14 protein-coding genes and 1 pseudogene are annotated in these 17,766 nt (G+C 49.8%); 5 read left to right on the top strand and 10 right to left on the bottom strand.

Features of this window, described 5'->3' with window-relative positions:
* Positions 1-131: 131 nt before the first annotated feature.
* The 6 genes from WN16_RS07080 to dnaK form a co-directional block, all read right to left on the bottom strand.
* The gene (locus WN16_RS07080) at positions 132-1,394 is read right to left on the bottom strand and encodes a hypothetical protein (RefSeq protein ID WP_003837330.1); all 1,263 of its coding nucleotides are present in this window, start codon (positions 1,392-1,394) and stop codon (positions 132-134) included.
* 24 nt (positions 1,395-1,418) lie between these two features.
* Positions 1,419-2,609 (bottom strand): anaerobic sulfatase maturase, encoded by a 1,191-nt coding sequence (locus WN16_RS07075; protein WP_032941172.1) that lies wholly within the window; start codon positions 2,607-2,609, stop codon positions 1,419-1,421.
* 102 nt (positions 2,610-2,711) lie between these two features.
* The gene (locus WN16_RS07070) at positions 2,712-4,205 is read right to left on the bottom strand and encodes a sulfatase-like hydrolase/transferase (RefSeq protein ID WP_044699031.1); all 1,494 of its coding nucleotides are present in this window, start codon (positions 4,203-4,205) and stop codon (positions 2,712-2,714) included.
* A 20-nt stretch (positions 4,206-4,225) separates the two neighbouring features.
* On the bottom strand, positions 4,226-4,990 hold the full coding sequence (locus WN16_RS07065) for an outer membrane protein OmpK (RefSeq protein WP_032941170.1): 765 nt from the start codon (positions 4,988-4,990) through the stop codon (positions 4,226-4,228).
* Between the two features lie 352 nt (positions 4,991-5,342).
* Entirely contained in the window at positions 5,343-6,476 is a 1,134-nt protein-coding gene (dnaJ, locus tag WN16_RS07060; RefSeq protein ID WP_003837322.1) for a molecular chaperone DnaJ, read from the bottom strand.
* An 85-nt stretch (positions 6,477-6,561) separates the two neighbouring features.
* Complete coding sequence (gene dnaK / locus WN16_RS07055) at positions 6,562-8,484, bottom strand: molecular chaperone DnaK (protein WP_003018959.1); 1,923 nt, start codon at positions 8,482-8,484, stop codon at positions 6,562-6,564.
* Between the two features lie 383 nt (positions 8,485-8,867).
* On the opposite strand from dnaK, the gene WN16_RS07050 reads away from it, so the two are divergent.
* The 3 genes from WN16_RS07050 to satP all read left to right on the top strand — a co-directional run bounded on the left by WN16_RS07050 (position 8,868) and on the right by satP (position 10,734).
* Positions 8,868-9,272: a DUF2541 family protein gene (locus WN16_RS07050; protein ID WP_003018965.1), complete on the top strand. Its 405-nt coding sequence runs from the start codon at positions 8,868-8,870 to the stop codon at positions 9,270-9,272.
* A 33-nt stretch (positions 9,273-9,305) separates the two neighbouring features.
* A complete protein-coding gene (gene msyB / locus WN16_RS07045; protein WP_044699034.1) occupies positions 9,306-10,019 on the top strand; it encodes an acidic protein MsyB in 714 nt (237 codons plus the stop codon).
* A 148-nt stretch (positions 10,020-10,167) separates the two neighbouring features.
* Entirely contained in the window at positions 10,168-10,734 is a 567-nt protein-coding gene (gene satP, locus WN16_RS07040) for an acetate uptake transporter (RefSeq protein WP_044699036.1), read from the top strand.
* 34 nt (positions 10,735-10,768) lie between these two features.
* Here the strand turns inward: satP and WN16_RS07035 are convergent.
* The 3 genes and pseudogenes from WN16_RS07035 to tal all read right to left on the bottom strand — a co-directional run bounded on the left by WN16_RS07035 (position 10,769) and on the right by tal (position 13,839).
* Positions 10,769-12,063 (bottom strand): annotated as a pseudogene (locus tag WN16_RS07035) (MFS transporter).
* Between the two features lie 124 nt (positions 12,064-12,187).
* Positions 12,188-12,775, bottom strand: coding sequence for a molybdopterin adenylyltransferase (gene mog / locus WN16_RS07030; RefSeq protein ID WP_044699039.1), 588 nt, complete (start codon positions 12,773-12,775; stop codon positions 12,188-12,190).
* A 110-nt stretch (positions 12,776-12,885) separates the two neighbouring features.
* Positions 12,886-13,839: a transaldolase gene (tal, locus tag WN16_RS07025; protein ID WP_003018974.1), complete on the bottom strand. Its 954-nt coding sequence runs from the start codon at positions 13,837-13,839 to the stop codon at positions 12,886-12,888.
* Positions 13,840-14,113: 274 nt separating this feature from the next.
* On the opposite strand from tal, the gene WN16_RS07020 reads away from it, so the two are divergent.
* Both WN16_RS07020 and yaaA read left to right on the top strand, forming a co-directional pair.
* On the top strand, positions 14,114-15,544 hold the full coding sequence (locus WN16_RS07020) for a sodium:alanine symporter family protein (RefSeq protein ID WP_003018976.1): 1,431 nt from the start codon (positions 14,114-14,116) through the stop codon (positions 15,542-15,544).
* 77 nt (positions 15,545-15,621) lie between these two features.
* The gene (yaaA, locus tag WN16_RS07015) at positions 15,622-16,395 is read left to right on the top strand and encodes a peroxide stress protein YaaA (RefSeq protein ID WP_044699040.1); all 774 of its coding nucleotides are present in this window, start codon (positions 15,622-15,624) and stop codon (positions 16,393-16,395) included.
* Positions 16,396-16,479: 84 nt separating this feature from the next.
* Here the strand turns inward: yaaA and thrC are convergent, their stop codons facing one another.
* Positions 16,480-17,766: a threonine synthase gene (thrC, locus tag WN16_RS07010; RefSeq protein ID WP_044699042.1), complete on the bottom strand. Its 1,287-nt coding sequence runs from the start codon at positions 17,764-17,766 to the stop codon at positions 16,480-16,482.

Below are 17,766 nucleotides of genomic sequence, written 5' to 3'. Positions count from 1 at the left end.
CTATTGGGTGAATACTTCGTAAATACTATCTTACACCCTCAAAAAGCTCGTTAAAATTAGATTATTTGTGATTGATAGATCGGTTTTTACGAAGAATGAATCCAGGTGGGAACGGCTGAAAATCAGTACTCTTAGTAGTCATGTCGTTCGATGTGACGGGCATTGAATGCATAGCGGAGATAATCCAGCGTTGAGACGACATTACCGGGTGACATATGGTTAATTTGTGTCAGAAACGGATGATTATTGATGTACGTAATAAATTCCGTTGCTCCGGCAAGCGTAGCATGACGTAGCATGCCCGTTTTTTTATTACTCGTTAGGTTACATGCCGCTATCGCATAATCTTGGGTAGAATAGGTACGCCAGACATTATTACGAATCCCCCCACTTTGAAACATGCGGTACGGAATATCACTTTGCGCAGGCCTGTCCCCTCTTTCCTTCACAAACGAGATATGGCAGCGCCCTTGCTGAACGTGCTGTAAATTAGCCATCATACAACCACCTAATATGAAGCACTCATGGTCAATGTAATGCTGAACATTGAGGGAGCGTTCATCAGTAAGTGTTTTGACTAACTCAAAATGCCGATAAGCCGGCAGGACAGGTTTTACCAGCATTCCGGAATCGTTTCTGTATAGCGTTGCAGGACCATAATCCACATCAAACAAGGTATTTCGTCGCATTGTCATCAGTTCCTTGCGCTGGACAAGATGCGCTAACGTTCCGGGGGGTAAACGTTCTTCATAGTAGGAAGCATACTGGTACTCACCCTCAACAGGCTGGGTTGAATAATTAGTCGAAACGGCAATAACCCGACCGCTATTCTCCTCAACGGTAACCAGAACATACAGACTGTTGTCACTACCGTTAAATCTAATCCGAAAAGCACGCGTACTCATCACCAGGTCGAATTTCGGAATAACAAACTCACGTTCAGCCTGATTTGCCTTACGGGATAATTTTAGTAGAACGCGGTTCAGGCCCGTGCTGTCGACAGAAAGCGCCGTACGAATATCAACAAGTGAAGCACCCTCCAGGATAAGCCGGGCAAGATCTTCCAGACGAGGATCGTCTTTATGCCTGACAGGAGAAATAAACGTTTTATGACATTGCAGGCAATAAACTCGCGGTTCCCCCTGAGCGGAAAAACCATACTTTTTTAATGAGGAACTGCCGCATGTTGGGCAAACCTTAACCAACCCCTTCCATGACTGGTTTACCGACTGACGAAAAAGGTTAAGAGAGCGCTCAGAAATGATAGGGAAAAAAAAGCCACATTCCCGGCACAGGATATTTTTCCCCTGTGCCAAATAATCAGGGCTATTAAAGACTCCGAGGTTTTTACAATCGGGTGTTTTACACACATCTACATTGATTTGAGAAAACATATTCACTCCCTGCGAATATTGCTATCACACAAATATTGATTTTATCTCTGCGGGTGAAAATCCATTTTCATAGAGCGTTTTCATCGCATTCATCGTTGGGCTGGTATGGGCAAAAAAAGCCTGGTAACCCGCGCACAGGTAGTTTTGATTCGAAGAACCAGAAACCGAAGGTAAAAAACGATGCTTAGGGCAACCACCATAACAGGCAAACTGCCACTGACAGGCATGACATTCCCGTGCCATTGTTCGGCGCTTATCGTCGCCAAACTGTCGATTCTGTTGACTGTTGTTCATTGCGCGCAACGTCATATCCTGGATATTTCCCAGTTTGTACTGTGGGTAAACAAAATGATCGCAATTATAGACATCACCATTCATTTCCAGCGCAAACGCACTACCGCAGGTTGGCGCAAATACACATACCTGTGGCGGTAATCCACACCAGGCCACTAAAGTTTGCTCGAAAATCTGTACACCTACATCGCCAATGTCGTTACGGATCCAGACATCAAAGATTGCATTAAGAAAATGGCCAAATTCGATGGGATCAACAGACCAGGACATCATTACAGTTTGTTTATCAACAGGATGTGCCAATCCTGCGTCACCACCTCTCTCAACCAGCGGAATAAACTGCATATAGCGGCTGCCAATGCTTTTAAGATATTCATAGACCTGCAGCGGATAACGCATATTTGTACGGTTAACGACCGTCAGCGTATTAAACTCGACACCGTGACGTACCAGACATTTAATGGCTTGCTCAACCTTTTCGTGTGTCGGCTTTCCTGAACGCGTAACGCGCCATTCATCATGCAAAGCTGCATCACCGTCAATAGAAATCCCAACCAGGACGTTATGCTGCTTAAAAAACATCGCCCATTCGTTATCAATCAAAATACCGTTGGTCTGGAAAGTATTGATTATTGTCTTTTCACCCGCGTATATCTGCTGAAGTTCGACCGCCCGTCGAAAAAATGGCAGCCCCATCAACGTTGGCTCCCCTCCTTGCCAGGCAAAAATCACCTCATCCACATCCTGCGCGGCGATATGCTGTTTGATAAACAATTCAAGCGTATCTTCAGACATCCTGTAATTGGCTTTTCTCTGGGGATAGAGCTTCTCTTTCTCCAGGTAAAAACAGTATTTACAATCCAGATTGCATACCGAACCCGTCGGTTTAATCATGACCTGGCAACTTTTCCTGCTCATCATCATTCAAGCCTATAAATAAAAGAACCTGGCTCAGAGCTAAAACGCTGAGCCAGGCGGGCAGAGCCCTAAGTGGCATACATGGTATTTCTTATAATTATTCGATTAGCCCCAAGTGACCGGCGTAGGCTTATCACCGCGTGCTTTCATTAACGAGTCGTTATCAATATCCTGTTTATATTTCAGGAATTTACCGTAGAGTTGTTTCTCAATATCAGGCTGTTTGCCGATCTGGTTCAGTGTCTCGAAACGATCTTTTTTCAGGTTATAGAGGTACTTGGGTTTATTCTCACGATCGATGATCATTTTCCAGTCGCCATCACGAATAGCCCATTCATCAGTAGGGTCATCCTGGAATGGCATATCGATACCGAAAATCAGCGGTTTTTCACGTTTTAAGGTTTTCTGTTCCAGCAATGGAATCAAAGACTGCCCATCATAGGTGCGATCGGTAGGGAGCTTGAAGTTCATCATGTTTGCCAGCGTCGGCAACCAGTCGAGGCCATAGACAGGCGTATCTGTCACCATTCCCTGCGGAATATGCTTACCATATTTGATAATTGCCGGAACGCGGATCCCGCCCTCCCACAGATTATCTTTACGACCGCGAAGACCATCCGTTTCACCCGCCAGGTTTAACTCATACACTTTACGCGCTTCACGAGTGACAGGTCCGTTATCACTAGTAAAGATAACAATGGTGTTATCTTCTTCACCCATTGCCTTTATCTTATCCATTACTTTACCAACCTGAGCATCCATATAACTGACGTTGGCGTAATACTCACCTGTGCCACGCCAAGGTTTATCAGCCCAATCACCGTAGAACAGATCCGGATGCTGTTTCTGGTAGGCACTCATATATTGCGAATACATATCGAGGTACTTTTTCGGTGAGGCCAGCGGGCTATGGACCTCGGTAAATGCAACGTATAAGAAGAACGGTTTATCGTCTTTCTTGTTATCCAGCCAGTTAACGACTTCTGAACTAACCAGTTCACCGCTAAATGTTTCTGCTCTGCCAATCGGTTTGCCATTACGCGCGAATCCGGTCGGATGCACGGTGCCATAGCGTGGGCGCTCTTTCGCGTTATCTAAAGTGGAATCGGTCACAAACCCGGCTGTATTCACCAGGCCATAGTCAAACCCCATATCCTTAGCTTGCGGTTGGTCTGTTCGATCACCGCCGGCATTGAGGTGTAATTTACCCATCATCGCCGTGTCGTAGCCTTGCGCTTTCAGCAGATTAGCAATCGTCAGCTCATTACGGCCCAATGCCACATCTTTCCCTTCCGGGATCCAGGAACGGATCCCCGTGCGGAACGGCATACGTCCAGTCAATAACCCAGCATGAGAAGGGGAGCAAAGCGGAGCTGGCGCATAGTAATCCGTAAATCTCACACCATCCTGAGCCAATTTATCGATATTCGGTGTTTTAACGATTTGATGACCATAAACCGCCAGATCGCCATAACCCAAATCATCCGCAAGAATGATGACTAAATTAGGGCGTTTATCCGCAGCAGCCTGCGCGGTTTGTAATGTGCTCCCGGCGCACAGTGCCAGCCCAATCATGCTGGCAATGACTGTTCTTTTCATTTCAGTTCCTTTAATTTTAATTAAAATGAATATCCGACCATATAAATCATCTGATCCCCATATCCGTCATAACCTAATTTGTTCTCAAAATAACGATACGTTACAGATGCCTTCCATCGTGGATAAAACTTCCATGCCAGCGTTAATCCTCCATTTAAACCATTTCGACCGAATTGCTGCTCCGTGTAAGCATCATTTCTATCAATCTCGACTTCATTCCAGTCAGATAAAACAAAGCTTTCACCAAATAAAGAGAAGTTATAAACAGCAGTCCAACCAATAACATATCCATTCCATCCACTGGTCTGTCCATATTTCGGTGATACATAGTCACCTGATTGGTTATGCAAGCCGATATAAGGTTTAAAGAAACCCCAATCTCCACTCCACTCCAGATAACCGAGTCCATAAAACATATCCAGATCGTCACCCCATGAGTTGTCCCATTGACCGTATATCTTGCCAAAGAAGGTATAGTCAGAATCAAAAAGACGCACATGGGTCATAGCAGAGACGGTATGGTTACGGCCCGCCACTGCATGGTTTAATACGTTGCTTTCAATAAAAGAATAGAATTCAGCCTCTCTAAAATTGACGCCAAAATCAGCCGTTGCTTTCCAAACTTCACCGCGGTGCACATTCACAAAACCGCTATTCCAGTCTGCATAACCAGCGTTAATTGACCCAAAAGAGTTTTTATATTCCAGAGCTTGTACATTTTGGCTAAAAAGAGCTGGAGTGGCTAATACAAGACTAGCCAGTAGTATTTCCTTTATCCGAGGCATTGAATTTATTCCCCATAATTATAATTTTTTCATCAATGAATGAAGGTTCGCTGCGGTGATAAATATTAAACAAATGTAATTACAAGATAGTGATGTAAATCTCACATCAGAATAGATAATGACTGCTTAAAATAATGTGTCAAATAATGTTGCTGTAGATATGATAAGTTCATATTTGTTAGTAAGCGCATCAATATCTTCTTACTAACCTCCCCTAATATATTTACCTGACATGTTAGAAAACTCACATTCAAGGCCATCCAACTCACTTTTATCCTTGACAATAAAAAACCGGTATTCCCTTAAAAGGGAATACCGGTTTTTTCAAACGAGAAAGTTTTTTGGCTTGTCGTTAGCGAGTCAGATCGTCAAAGAACTTCTTCACACCGTCGAAGAAACTTTTGGAGCGCGGACTGTTTTGTTCACCCGTCGGGCCGCCAAAGCTGTCCTGCAAATCTTTCAGCAGTTGCTTCTGCTTGTCGTTCAGGCCAACCGGGGTTTCCACTACCACGCGGCACAGCAGGTCTCCCTGAGCGCCACCGCGTACAGACTTGACGCCCTTTCCACGCATGCGGAAAAGTTTGCCAGTTTGCGTTTCGCCCGGAATTTTTAGCTTCACGCGACCGTCCAGCGTCGGGACTTCAATCTCGCCGCCCAGAGCAGCCATCGCAAAGTTAATCGGCACTTCGCAGTAGAGGTTATTGCCTTCACGTTCGAAAATTGGGTGTTGTTTTACCTGCACCTGAACGTACAAATCACCTGCTGGCGCGCCATGCTCACCGGCTTCGCCTTCACCAGACAAACGGATACGGTCGCCGGTATCAACCCCAGCCGGGATTTTAACAGACAGCGTTTTGCTCTTCTCAACGCGACCATGCCCGTGGCATTTGTTGCACGGATCTTTGATCAGCGTACCGCGGCCCTGACAGTGTGGACAGGTCTGCTGTACGGCAAAAAAGCCCTGACGCATCTGTACCTGACCAGAACCGTGACAGGTTGGACAGGTCTGCGGCTGAGTGCCAGCCTTCGCGCCGCTACCGTGGCAGACGTCACACTCTTCCAGAGTCGGAATACGGATCTCTTTGGTGACGCCACGCACGGCTTCTTCCAGAGTGAGATCCATGTTGTAACGTAAATCAGCACCACGTGAGGCGCGCTGACGACCACGACCGCCGCCAAAGATATCGCCAAACACGTCACCAAAGATATCGCTGAAGTCAGCCCCGCCGCCAAAACCGCCGCCGCCGCCCATGCCGCCTTGCTCAAACGCAGCATGACCGTACTGATCGTAGGCCGCACGTTTTTGCGCATCGGTCAGGATCTCGTACGCTTCTTTGATCTCTTTAAACTTGGCTTCGGCCTCTTTATCACCCTGGTTGCGGTCCGGGTGATATTTCATGGCCAGGCGCTTGTAGGCCTTTTTGATTTCACGCTCTTCCGCTGATTTGGAAACGCCTAAAATCTCGTAATAGTCTTGCTTAGCCATCTCTTTTTATCTGCCCCTAACATGCGTGCACGGGCGGAGAGGAAACCTCTTCGCCCGTGCCAGTAATTACCCGTTCAAAGGGCGATTATTTTTTGTCTTTCACTTCTTCAAACTCGGCGTCGACAACGTCGTCATCTTTCGCGTTATTTGCAGAAGCATCAGCGCCTGCTGCACCAGCCTGTTGCTGTGCGTGCTGCTGCTGAGCGATTTCCATCAGTTTCTGGGAAACCTGTGCCAGCGCCTGCATTTTCGCTTCGATATCCGCTTTGTCTTCACCTTTCAGAGAAGTTTCCAGCGCGGTCAGTGCAGACTCGATGGCAGTTTTGTCGTCAGCCGGCAGTTTGTCGCCTGCTTCTTCAACCTGCTTGCGAGTGCTGTGCAGCAGATGGTCACCCTGGTTACGGGTCTGAACCAGCTCTTCAAACTTACGGTCAGATTCTGCGTTCGCTTCTGCTTCGCGAACCATTTTCTGAATTTCTTCTTCGTTCAGACCAGAAGAAGCCTTGATGGTGATCTTCTGCTCTTTACCGCTGTTTTTGTCTTTCGCGGAAACGTGCAGGATACCGTCGGCATCGATGTCAAAAGTAACTTCGATCTGCGGCATACCGCGCGGAGCCGGGCTGATACCATCCAGGTTAAACTGACCCAGATCTTTGTTATCAGCAGCACGTTTACGTTCACCCTGCAGCACATGGATGGTTACCGCAGACTGGTTGTCTTCAGCGGTAGAGAACACCTGGCTGTGCTTGGTCGGGATAGTGGTGTTTTTCGCGATCAGCGGAGTCATTACGCCACCCATGGTTTCGATACCCAGAGACAGCGGGGTAACGTCCAGCAGCAGCACGTCTTTAACATCACCGGTCAATACACCACCCTGAACAGCAGCACCGATTGCTACGGCTTCGTCCGGGTTAACGTCTTTACGCGGTTCTTTACCGAAGAACTCAGCGACTTTCTTCTGCACCATCGGCATACGCGTCTGACCACCAACGAGGATAACGTCGTTGATATCAGATACGGACAGGCCAGCATCCTGCAGAGCAACTTTCAGCGGCTCGATAGAACGGTTAACCAGGTCTTCAACCAGGCTTTCCAGTTTCGCACGGGTCACTTTGATGTTCATATGTTTCGGACCGGTCGCGTCTGCAGTGATGTACGGCAGGTTCACGTCGGTCTGCTGAGCGGAAGACAGCTCGATCTTCGCTTTCTCAGCGGCTTCTTTCAGACGCTGCATCGCCAGCGGGTCATTACGCAGGTCGATACCCTGATCTTTCTTAAACTCGTCAACCAGGTAGTTGATCATACGGCTGTCGAAGTCTTCACCACCCAGGTGGGTATCACCGTTGGTTGCCAGAACTTCGAAGGTTTTTTCGCCGTCAACTTCGTCGATTTCGATAATAGAGATATCGAAAGTACCACCACCGAGGTCATATACCGCGATAGTACGGTTGCCGACTTCTTTATCCAGACCGTAAGCCAGCGCAGCTGCGGTTGGTTCGTTGATGATACGTTTTACTTCCAGACCTGCGATACGACCGGCGTCTTTAGTTGCCTGACGCTGAGCATCGTTAAAGTATGCAGGTACGGTGATAACTGCTTCAGTTACCGGCTCACCCAGGTAATCTTCAGCCGTTTTCTTCATTTTTTTCAGCACTTCAGCAGAAATCTGCGGCGGTGCCAGTTTCTGACCTTTTACGTCAATCCATGCATCACCGTTGTCAGCACCGATGATTTTGTACGGCATGATGGCTTCATCACGCTGTACTTCTTCGTCCTGGAAGCGGCGGCCAATCAGGCGTTTAATCGCAAACAGGGTGTTTTGCGGGTTTGTCACTGCCTGACGTTTAGCCGGCTGACCAACCAGAGTTTCACCATCCTGGGTATAAGCAATGATAGAAGGCGTGGTGCGATCGCCCTCGGCGTTCTCCAGCACACGTGCAGTAGTGCCATCCATAATCGCTACACAAGAGTTGGTAGTACCCAGGTCGATACCAATAATTTTACCCATCTAAACGTCTCCACTAAAAATTCGGTCATCATGTGGTTGTGAATCTGTAATAAGGGCGAAACGTGCGGTTTCAACTACCCTGAATCGTTTTTTTTCAGACTCACCACTGCGGTTGCTTACAAGATGGGGTCGTAACCCACGTCATCAAGGGGGGCATGAAAATTTTTTTTAGCCTTGTGGCAATAAAATCGCAGAAAAAAGGCTAAAAGATTAAAAAATGAATAGTCTCAAATCAAAATTAATTCATAAAACAGATAAATTCAGCACAGTCATTCACATAAAAATTGTAATAAAAAGAAAAGATTACAAGCATGAATCATGATTCTGACAGCGGTAAGATGGTCTGAAACGACACACTTTTACAGCCGTCAAAGAGAAATTCCATGAAATCCGTATTAACCCTTTCCGCCAGCCTGCTTATGGGCCTGCTGCTGAGCAGCGCCGCACACGCTAACGATCATAAAGTCCTCGGCGTGATCGCCATGCCTCGTAATGAAACCAACGATCTAACGCTGAAACTTCCTGTTTGCCGCGTGGTGAAACGCATTCAACTTACGGCCGATCATGGTGATTTACAGCTCAGTGGTGCATCGGTTTATTTCAAAGCTGCCCGCATGTCCAGCCAGAGTCTGAACGTGCCTTCCTCCATCAAAGAAGGGCAAACGACCAATTGGATCAACATCAATAGCGACAACGACAATAAGCGCTGCGTGAAAAAAATTACCTTCTCCGGCCATACGGTGAACTCTTCTGATATGGCGACGCTGAAAATCATCGGCGACGACTAATTCCCCATACTTTTATTCAAAAGCCATAGAAACATGAATGTCACCTATTTGAATGACGACGATCTCGATTTTCTTCAGCATTGCAGTGAGGAGCAGCTCGCCAATATTACCCGCCTGCTTACACATAATGAAAAGGGGAAAGCCCGTCTGTCGAGCGTTCTCAACCACAACGATTTATTTAAATCGATGGAAGGACATCCGAAACAGCACCGCCGCAACTGGCAACTGATTGCTGGCGAACTGCAGCATTATGGGGGCGACAGCATTGCCAATAAACTCCGTGGACATGGAAAACTGTATCGGGCGATTTTGCTGGACGTTTCGAAGCGTCTGAAGATTAAAGCTGATAAAGAGATGTCCACGTTCGAAATTGAACAGTCTCTGCTGGAGCACTTTTTACGCAACGCCTGGCAAAAAATGGATGCCGGACAAAAGCAGGAATTTCTGCAGGCTGTCGATGCAAAAGTTTCTGAACTGGAAGAACTGCTACCGTTATTATTGAAGGATCGTCACCTGGCAAAAGGCGTCTCTCACCTGCTCTCCGGCCAGTTAACCAAAATTCTGCGAACCCACGCCGCCGTCAGCGTAATCGGGCACGGATTACTGCGCGGAGCCGGACTTGGCGGCCCGGTAGGTGCGGCTTTAAACGGGGTTAAAGCGGTGAGCGGCAGCGCTTATCGGGTGACGATCCCGGCTGTACTCCACATTGCCTGCCTGCGCAGAATGCTCAACCACACACAAGCGTGATGCCCATCACAGGGAAAATAATTCGTTTTCCCTTCGTTAGATCATAGACAGTGCCCTCTCCCCTGATTATTATGCCGCGCCCCGAAGACAGTGATCGTTATTTGGGGAAACTATTTCACCATTCAATCAATGATGATTTTGAGGAATTATGGGCAACACTAAGTTGGCTAATCCGGCACCGCTGGGCCTGATGGGCTTTGGCATGACCACCATTCTGCTTAACCTGCATAACGCGGGTTTCTTCGCTTTAGACGTTATTATTCTGGCGATGGGCATTTTCTACGGCGGTATCGCGCAAATTTTTGCCGGTCTTCTGGAATATAAAAAAGGCAACACCTTCGGTTTAACCGCCTTTACCTCCTACGGTTCGTTCTGGCTGACGCTGGTTGCGATTCTGCTGATGCCGAAAATGGGCCTCGCGGATGCAACCAATGGTCAGTTCCTGGGCGCTTACCTGGGTCTGTGGGGCGTGTTCACTCTGTTCATGTTCTTCGGTACGCTGAAAGCCGCGCGCATGCTGCAGTTCGTGTTCCTGAGCCTGACAGTGCTGTTCGCCCTGCTGGCCGTTGGCAACATTGCAGGTAACGAAGCAATCATTCACGTAGCGGGTTGGGTTGGCTTAGTGTGTGGTGCAAGCGCCATTTACCTGGCGATGGGTGAAGTGCTGAACGAACAGTTTGGCCGTATCATCCTGCCGATTGGTGAAGCGCACTAATCTGACAATATCCCCCCTGAAGGGGGGATATTCCTTACAAACGCTGTAACTCTCCCTGTACGCTCGTATCGCGATGATAAATATCCTGTCGCAGCCAAATCCCCAGACCTAACCCCACCAGCGATAACGCCAGCACATACCAGGCCGGAGCCATTGGCGACACGCTCATTAACATCGTCACGGCGATTGGCGTCAGACCACCAAAAATGGCATATGAGACGTTATAGGAAAAGGAAATGCCGGTAAAACGGACTTCCGCCGGAAACGCCCGCACCATGACATAAGGCACTGCGCCGACCACGCCAACGCATAATCCCACCAGCCCGTATAACAGGAACAAGTGCTGAGGATGGCTGCCGGTCAGGTGATAGAAAAACCAGCTCGAACAGGCCAGCAGCAGGCTGCCGACAATAAAGGTTTTGCTGGCGCCGACCCGGTCGACAATAAATCCGGCCAGCAGACAGCCGACGCACAGCATAATGGTAGCGACACTGTTGGCCTGTAGCGTTAGCGCGGGTGCAAAGCCATACTGCTTCTGCAACCAGACTGGTGACATCAGGATCACCACCACAATCCCGGCCGATAACAGCCAGGTCAGCAGCATTGAAATAACCACCGCTTTTTTATGCTTACTCACAACCGACTTCACCGGTAGCTCTTGCGCAAGTGCTTTACGCTGCTGCATTTCGAGGAAGATTGGCGTTTCCTGCAACCAGCGGCGCAGGTACATCGCCACCAGCCCAAAAACGCCCCCCAGCAGGAACGGGATACGCCAGCCGTAGTCATGCACCGCCTGGTATTCACCAGCGTCGCAACCACCGACCCCAACAGAATCCCCACCGTCAGCCCAGCGGTCAGCGTGCCACAGGCAATGCCGATGCGGCGCTCCGGTACATGCTCCGCCACGAACACCCACGCGCCCGGCACTTCTCCGCCGATGGCAGCGCCTTGCAAAATGCGCATCAGCAGTAACAGCAGCGGTGCGAGGATCCCCATTGAGGCGTAGGTAGGCAAAAGACCAATCGCCAGCGTCGGTATCGCCATCAGCAAAATGCTCAGGGTGAACATTTTCTTACGCCCGACCAGATCGCCAAAGTGCGCCATGATGATGCCACCCAGCGGACGCGCCAGATATCCGGCGGCAAAAATGCCGAAGGTTTGCACCTGACGTAGCCACTCAGGAATGTCTGCCGGAAAGAACAGTTCACCAACAACAGCGGCAAAGAAGACGAAGATAATGAAATCATAAAACTCAAGCGCACCGCCGAGGGCAGCAAGCGTAAGAGTTTTATAATCCTGGCGATTCAGCGGTCGAGTGTGTTGTGACATAGCAAACCATCAGTCAGTGGAGTTATTGAATCTGTCTGTCGATACATGTAAAGCAAAAATTACTATATCGTAAACAATTCAATACTCCACTGTGATTGGCACTTATGTCACGATCGGGCTACTTTCAGGCGTTTGTATCGCGAATTGCGCTTTTAGGACGAAAAGATGCTACAACAGACGGTGCGGTTTCCACATACGGCCCATCCAGCAACTGTATACAATACGGTACACTTGCAAAAATACCCGGTACGATAACCTTACCGTCGGCATCTTTCACGCCTTCCAGCGTTTCTTTGATCGATTTCGGCTGCCCAGGCAGATTCAGGATCAACGCCTGTTTGCGAATCACACCGACCTGGCGGGAGAGAATAGCCGTTGGCACAAAGTGCAGACTTATCTGGCGCATCTGTTCGCCAAAGCCTGGCATCTGGCGGTCAGCGACGGCAAGCGTAGCATCGGGGGTCACGTCGCGACGTGCCGGACCCGTTCCGCCGGTAGTCAGCACCAGATGACAGCTCATTTCATCCACCAGCTCGCATAAGGTCTGTTCGATGATCGCCTGTTCATCCGGGATCAGTCGCGTTTGCAGCTCAAAAGGGGTGGTAAGGGCAGATGCCAGCCACTCTTCAAGGGCCGGGATACCTTTATCCTGGTAAACGCCGCTGGAAGCACGGTCAGAAATGGAAACCAGGCCAATGCGTAAAGTATTCATGATTATTCCGTTTAAACAGTCTCGTTAAACAGAATGATACACTGCGAAAGGAAGGACAGACAGGTTTCAGAAGAGGTAGCGTGACCCATATCAGGGCCACGCTTAAATGATTACAGCAGATCGCCGATCATTTTTTCCAGTTTACCCTGGTCTACAGCAAACTTACGGATACCGTCCGCCAGTTTATCTACAGCCATCGGATCCTGGTTGTGCTGCCACAGGAACTCAGCTTCGGTGATGCGTGCAGGACGCGCTTTCACTTCGCCGGAGAAGGACAGTTTACGTTCGATAGCGCCTTCGCTTTCCGCCAGCTCTTTCAGCAGTGCCGGAGCAATCGTCAGACGATCGCAGCCTGCCAGCTCAATGATTTCGCCGATGTTACGGAAGCTCGCCCCCATCACCACGGTTTCGTAACCGTGCTGTTTGTAGTACTCGTAGATTTCCGTTACGGAAACCACACCCGGATCTTCTGCCGGTGCATACTCTTTCTTGTCGGTGTTGGCTTTGTACCAGTCAAGAATACGACCAACGAACGGAGAAATCAGGTATACGCCAGCTTCTGCACATGCACGTGCCTGCGCGAAGGAGAACAGCAGAGTCAGGTTACAGTTGATGCCTTCTTTTTCCAGCTGCTCAGCGGCACGGATGCCCTGCCAGGTTGAAGCCAGTTTAATCAGAATGCGATCGTTGCTGATGCCAGCGTCGTTGTACATCTTGATCAGACGTTTTGCTTTCGCGATGGACGCGTCGGTGTCGTAAGACAGACGAGCGTCAACTTCAGTAGAGATACGACCCGGGACCAGTTTCAGGATCTCCAGACCGATATTTACTGCCAGTTTGTCGGTCGCGTCGACGATCTGCTGTGCGCGGTCGTTGCTCTGCTGCTTAGCCCAGGCTACAGCGTCATCAATCAGCTTGCGGTATTCTGGGATCTGCGCTGCGTTAAGAATGAGAGAAGGGTTAGTTGTGGCATCCTGAGGCTGATACAGCTTCATTGCCGCGATGTCTCCGGTGTCGGCCACTACTGTGGTGAACTGACGAAGGGAGGTCAATTTGTCCGTCATGATAGCGATTCTCTTTAAACAGCTTGTTAGGGGGATGTAACCGATCTTCCCTGATGATAGCACGACGCACTCTCAGCGCAACCGCCTGGATTGTCCGACCCGCTGCTCAGCCCTGATTACGCATCTCAAAGCCTGTGATGCGCAATTGCGGGATATAACGATTGTTATGATAAACTCCCGCAATCACTCTCATGACAAGGTATATACTGGTCGATTATTGGTAGCGCTTACACGGAAATCTTCGCGCTTACCGGCATCAACAAGAGGGATGTTAATGCCTGATTTTTTCTCATTTATTAATGAAATACTCTGGGGATCGGTGATGATCTACCTCCTGCTTGGCGCAGGATGTTGGTTCACCTGGCGTACAGGGTTCGTGCAATTCCGCTACATTCGCCAGTTTGGCACAAGTCTTAAAAACAGCATTAGCCCGCAGCCGGGCGGTTTAACTTCCTTTCAGGCTCTGTGCACCAGCCTTGCCGCACGTATCGGTAGCGGGAACCTGGCCGGCGTAGCGTTGGCGATCGCCGCTGGCGGCCCTGGAGCCATTTTCTGGATGTGGGTCTCAGCGGTCATTGGTATGGCAACGTCATTCGCCGAGTGCTCACTTGCCCAACTGTATAAAGAACGCGATAGCAAAGGACAGTTCCGCGGTGGCCCTGCGTGGTATATGGCACGTGGTCTGGGCATGCGCTGGATGGGCGTCCTTTTTGCCATCTTTTTACTGATTGCCTATGGACTGATTTTTAACAGCGTTCAGGCGAACTCGGTCTCTCGTGCGTTGACCTTTGCTTTTGACATCCCTCCCCTCTTCTCCGGTATCGCACTGGCAATAGTGTCATTACTGGTCATCGTCGGCGGTATTAAAGGCGTCGCACGCCTGATGCAATGGTTCGTTCCGATGATGGCACTGCTGTGGGTTGGAAGTAGCATCATCATCTGTCTGTGGCATATCGGGCAGCTTCCCGACATTATCGTCACCATTATAAAAAGCGCCTTTGGCTGGCAGGAAGCAGCAGCGGGTGCGGCCGGATATACGCTAAGCCAGGCTATTGCCAACGGTTTTCAGCGCGGCATGTTTTCTAACGAAGCCGGAATGGGATCTACGCCGAATGCAGCCGCATCGGCCGCCTCCTGGCCACCGCATCCTGCGGCACAAGGCATTGTGCAAATGATTGGGGTATTAGGCGACACTCTCGTGGTCTGTACGGCTAGTGCGATGATTATTCTGTTGGCAGGCAATGGCACCAGCTATGTGCCAATGGAAGGCATCCAGTTACTTCAAAAAGCAATGGTAACGCTGACGGGAGAATGGGGAGCCGGATTCGTGGCTTTTATTGTGATTCTGTTTGCCTTTAGCTCGATCGTCGCCAACTACATCTATGCGGAGAACAATCTCGTCTTTCTGAAACTGGACAATATGCGCGTCATCTGGCTATTGCGAATCGCTACCATTAGCACCATTATCGGCGGAACGTTTGTCAGCTTCCCGCTGGTCTGGCAGTTGGCCGATATCATTATGGCTTGTATGGCCATTACTAACCTGACAGCGATTCTGCTGCTTTCTCCGGTTGTCCATACCATCGCCAGCGACTATCTGCGCCAGCGTAAACTCGGGGTGCGCCCGGAATTCGATCCGCACCGTTATCCTGATATCAGACAACAGCTTGCCCCCGAAAGCTGGGATGAAACGCCGCGCGGATAGCGCGGCAATCACAACCATCGATCAAATCTGTCGTTTTTTTTGCTAAAGTCGCAGTAAATTTCCTGCAAGGACTGGATATGCTGATTCTGATTTCACCTGCAAAAACGCTCGACTACCAAAGTCCGCTGGCAACAACACGCCATACGCTACCCGAACTGCTGGATCACTCTCAGCAGCTTATCCATGTGGCGCGCCAGCTCTCTGCGCCGCAGATTGGCAAGCTGATGGGAATTAGCGACAAACTGGCGGATTTGAATGCCACGCGTTTCCATGACTGGCAGCCTGACTTAACGCCGGACAATGCGCGCCAGGCCATTCTGGCATTTAAGGGCGACGTGTATACCGGGCTGCAGGCTGAAACCTTCAGCGAGGCGGATTTCGACTTCGCTCAGCAGCATTTAAGGATGTTGTCCGGACTGTACGGCGTTCTACGTCCACTGGATTTGATGCAGCCTTATCGTCTGGAGATGGGCATTCGTTTGGCCAATGCGAAGGGTAAAGATCTCTACCAGTTCTGGGGAGATATCATCACCGATAAACTTAATGAAGCACTTGAAGCACAAGGCGACAGCGTGGTGATTAACCTCGCTTCGGATGAGTATTTTAAATCCGTGAAGCCGAAAAAGCTCAATGCCGAGCTGATTAAACCAGTCTTCCTCGACGAGAAAAACGGCAAGTTCAAAGTCATCAGCTTTTATGCCAAGAAAGCGCGCGGCCTGATGAGCCGCTACATCATTGAGAACCGCTTAACGCAGCCGGAACAGCTGACCGCATTTAACAGCGAAGGCTATTTCTTTGATGAAGAAGCGTCAGGAAACGGCGAACTGGTGTTTAAACGCCACGAGCAATAATTTACATGCCGGATGACGGCTAACGCCTTATCCGGCCTACAGGTTTTGTAGGCCCGCTAAGCAAAGCGCCAGCGGGCACAACCATTACCCGCGGGTCATCATCAGCTTACGCAGTTGCGCAAAATCAGCAGGCAGGTGATGAGAAAGCAGCGGCAAGTCCGCGCGATCCGCCAGCTCTTTTGGCAACGCCAGCGTCAGATCAAGAATCTCTTCAACGCTTTCTTTAAACTTCGCCGGATGCGCAGTACCAAGGAACAGGCCGTACTCGCCAGGGTTCAGTTGGTCACGCAGCGCACGGTAAGCCACCGCCGCATGCGGTTCTGAGGTGTAGCCTATCTCATGTAACTCACGCATGGTGTCCTGAGTCGTGGCATCATCAACGGCGGCATAACCCAGCTCATTCAGACGCCAGATTTTACGGCGGAACAGTTCTTCCACGCGCGGCCAGTTGTTCGGCTGGCTGACATCCATTGCATTCGATAACGTCGCCTGAGTCGCTTTCGGCGCCCACTCACCTTCAGCAAGGAAACGCGGAACCGTATCGTTAACGTTAGTCGCGGCGATAAAACGCTTCACCGGCAAGCCCAGTGATTTCGCCAGTAGCCCGGCGGTCAGATCGCCAAAGTTACCGCTGGGAACAGAAATCACCAGCTGATTCCGCGCCTCTTGCGGTAGCTGAGCCACAGCCTCAAAGTAGTAACAGATTTGCGCCAGCAAACGGCTGATGTTAATTGAATTAGCCGAGTTCAGTCCCAGAGCCACCTTCAGCTCTTCGTCATCAAACGCCTGTTTCACCAGCGCCTGGCAGGCATCAAAATCGCCATCAATCGCTACAGTTTCAATGTTACCGCCCAGCGTACAGAACAGTTTTTCCTGTAATGGGCTGATCTTGCCGTTCGGGTAGAGGATCACCACGCGCACATTTTTCAGGCCATAAAAGGCATGTGCAACCGCCGCGCCGGTATCACCTGAGGTCGCCGTCAGAATGGTTACCGGCTTGTCGCCGCTGATGTGCGTCAGCATTTGCGCCATAAAGCGCCCGCCAAAGTCTTTAAATGCAAGCGTAGGGCCGTGGAACAGTTCCAGACAGCCGACATCTGCGGCAACCTGAGCAACCGGTGCCGGAAACGCAAATGCAGCACGCACGCGTTTTTCCAGAATTTCCTGAGGGATCTCATCACCAATAAATGCGGACAGGATCTTCGCGCTGCGGCTAACGAAGTCCTGGTTCAGCATCTCATCCACTTCTGTCAGATTGAATTCCGGTAGATCATGCGGAAAAAACAATCCCTGATTCTTGCCAAGCCCTTGCGTGACGGCCTGCGCAAAGCTGACCTGCTCGTTATGATCTTTCAGATTATACAGTTTCAT

Source organism: Citrobacter sp. ABFQG (genome assembly GCF_004322975.1).
Taxonomy (GTDB): domain Bacteria; phylum Pseudomonadota; class Gammaproteobacteria; order Enterobacterales; family Enterobacteriaceae; genus Citrobacter; species Citrobacter freundii.
The sequence above is the reverse complement of the archived record's forward strand: the minus strand, read 5'-3'. Positions and strand labels throughout refer to the sequence as shown.

Excerpts from the sequence above, each read along its gene's own strand:
- WN16_RS07080 (WP_003837330.1), bottom strand. The coding sequence starts at position 1,394 with ATGTTTTCTCAAATCAATGTAGATGTGTGTAAAACACCCGATTGTAAA.
- WN16_RS07075 (WP_032941172.1), bottom strand. The coding sequence starts at position 2,609 with ATGATGAGCAGGAAAAGTTGCCAGGTCATGATTAAACCGACGGGTTCG.
- WN16_RS07070 (WP_044699031.1), bottom strand. The coding sequence starts at position 4,205 with ATGAAAAGAACAGTCATTGCCAGCATGATTGGGCTGGCACTGTGCGCC.
- WN16_RS07065 (WP_032941170.1), bottom strand. The coding sequence starts at position 4,990 with ATGCCTCGGATAAAGGAAATACTACTGGCTAGTCTTGTATTAGCCACT.
- dnaJ (WP_003837322.1), bottom strand. The coding sequence starts at position 6,476 with ATGGCTAAGCAAGACTATTACGAGATTTTAGGCGTTTCCAAATCAGCG.
- dnaK (WP_003018959.1), bottom strand. The coding sequence starts at position 8,484 with ATGGGTAAAATTATTGGTATCGACCTGGGTACTACCAACTCTTGTGTA.
- WN16_RS07050 (WP_003018965.1), top strand. The coding sequence starts at position 8,868 with ATGAAATCCGTATTAACCCTTTCCGCCAGCCTGCTTATGGGCCTGCTG.
- msyB (WP_044699034.1), top strand. The coding sequence starts at position 9,306 with ATGAATGTCACCTATTTGAATGACGACGATCTCGATTTTCTTCAGCAT.
- satP (WP_044699036.1), top strand. The coding sequence starts at position 10,168 with ATGGGCAACACTAAGTTGGCTAATCCGGCACCGCTGGGCCTGATGGGC.
- mog (WP_044699039.1), bottom strand. The coding sequence starts at position 12,775 with ATGAATACTTTACGCATTGGCCTGGTTTCCATTTCTGACCGTGCTTCC.
- tal (WP_003018974.1), bottom strand. The coding sequence starts at position 13,839 with ATGACGGACAAATTGACCTCCCTTCGTCAGTTCACCACAGTAGTGGCC.
- WN16_RS07020 (WP_003018976.1), top strand. The coding sequence starts at position 14,114 with ATGCCTGATTTTTTCTCATTTATTAATGAAATACTCTGGGGATCGGTG.
- yaaA (WP_044699040.1), top strand. The coding sequence starts at position 15,622 with ATGCTGATTCTGATTTCACCTGCAAAAACGCTCGACTACCAAAGTCCG.
- thrC (WP_044699042.1), bottom strand. The coding sequence starts at position 17,766 with ATGAAACTGTATAATCTGAAAGATCATAACGAGCAGGTCAGCTTTGCG.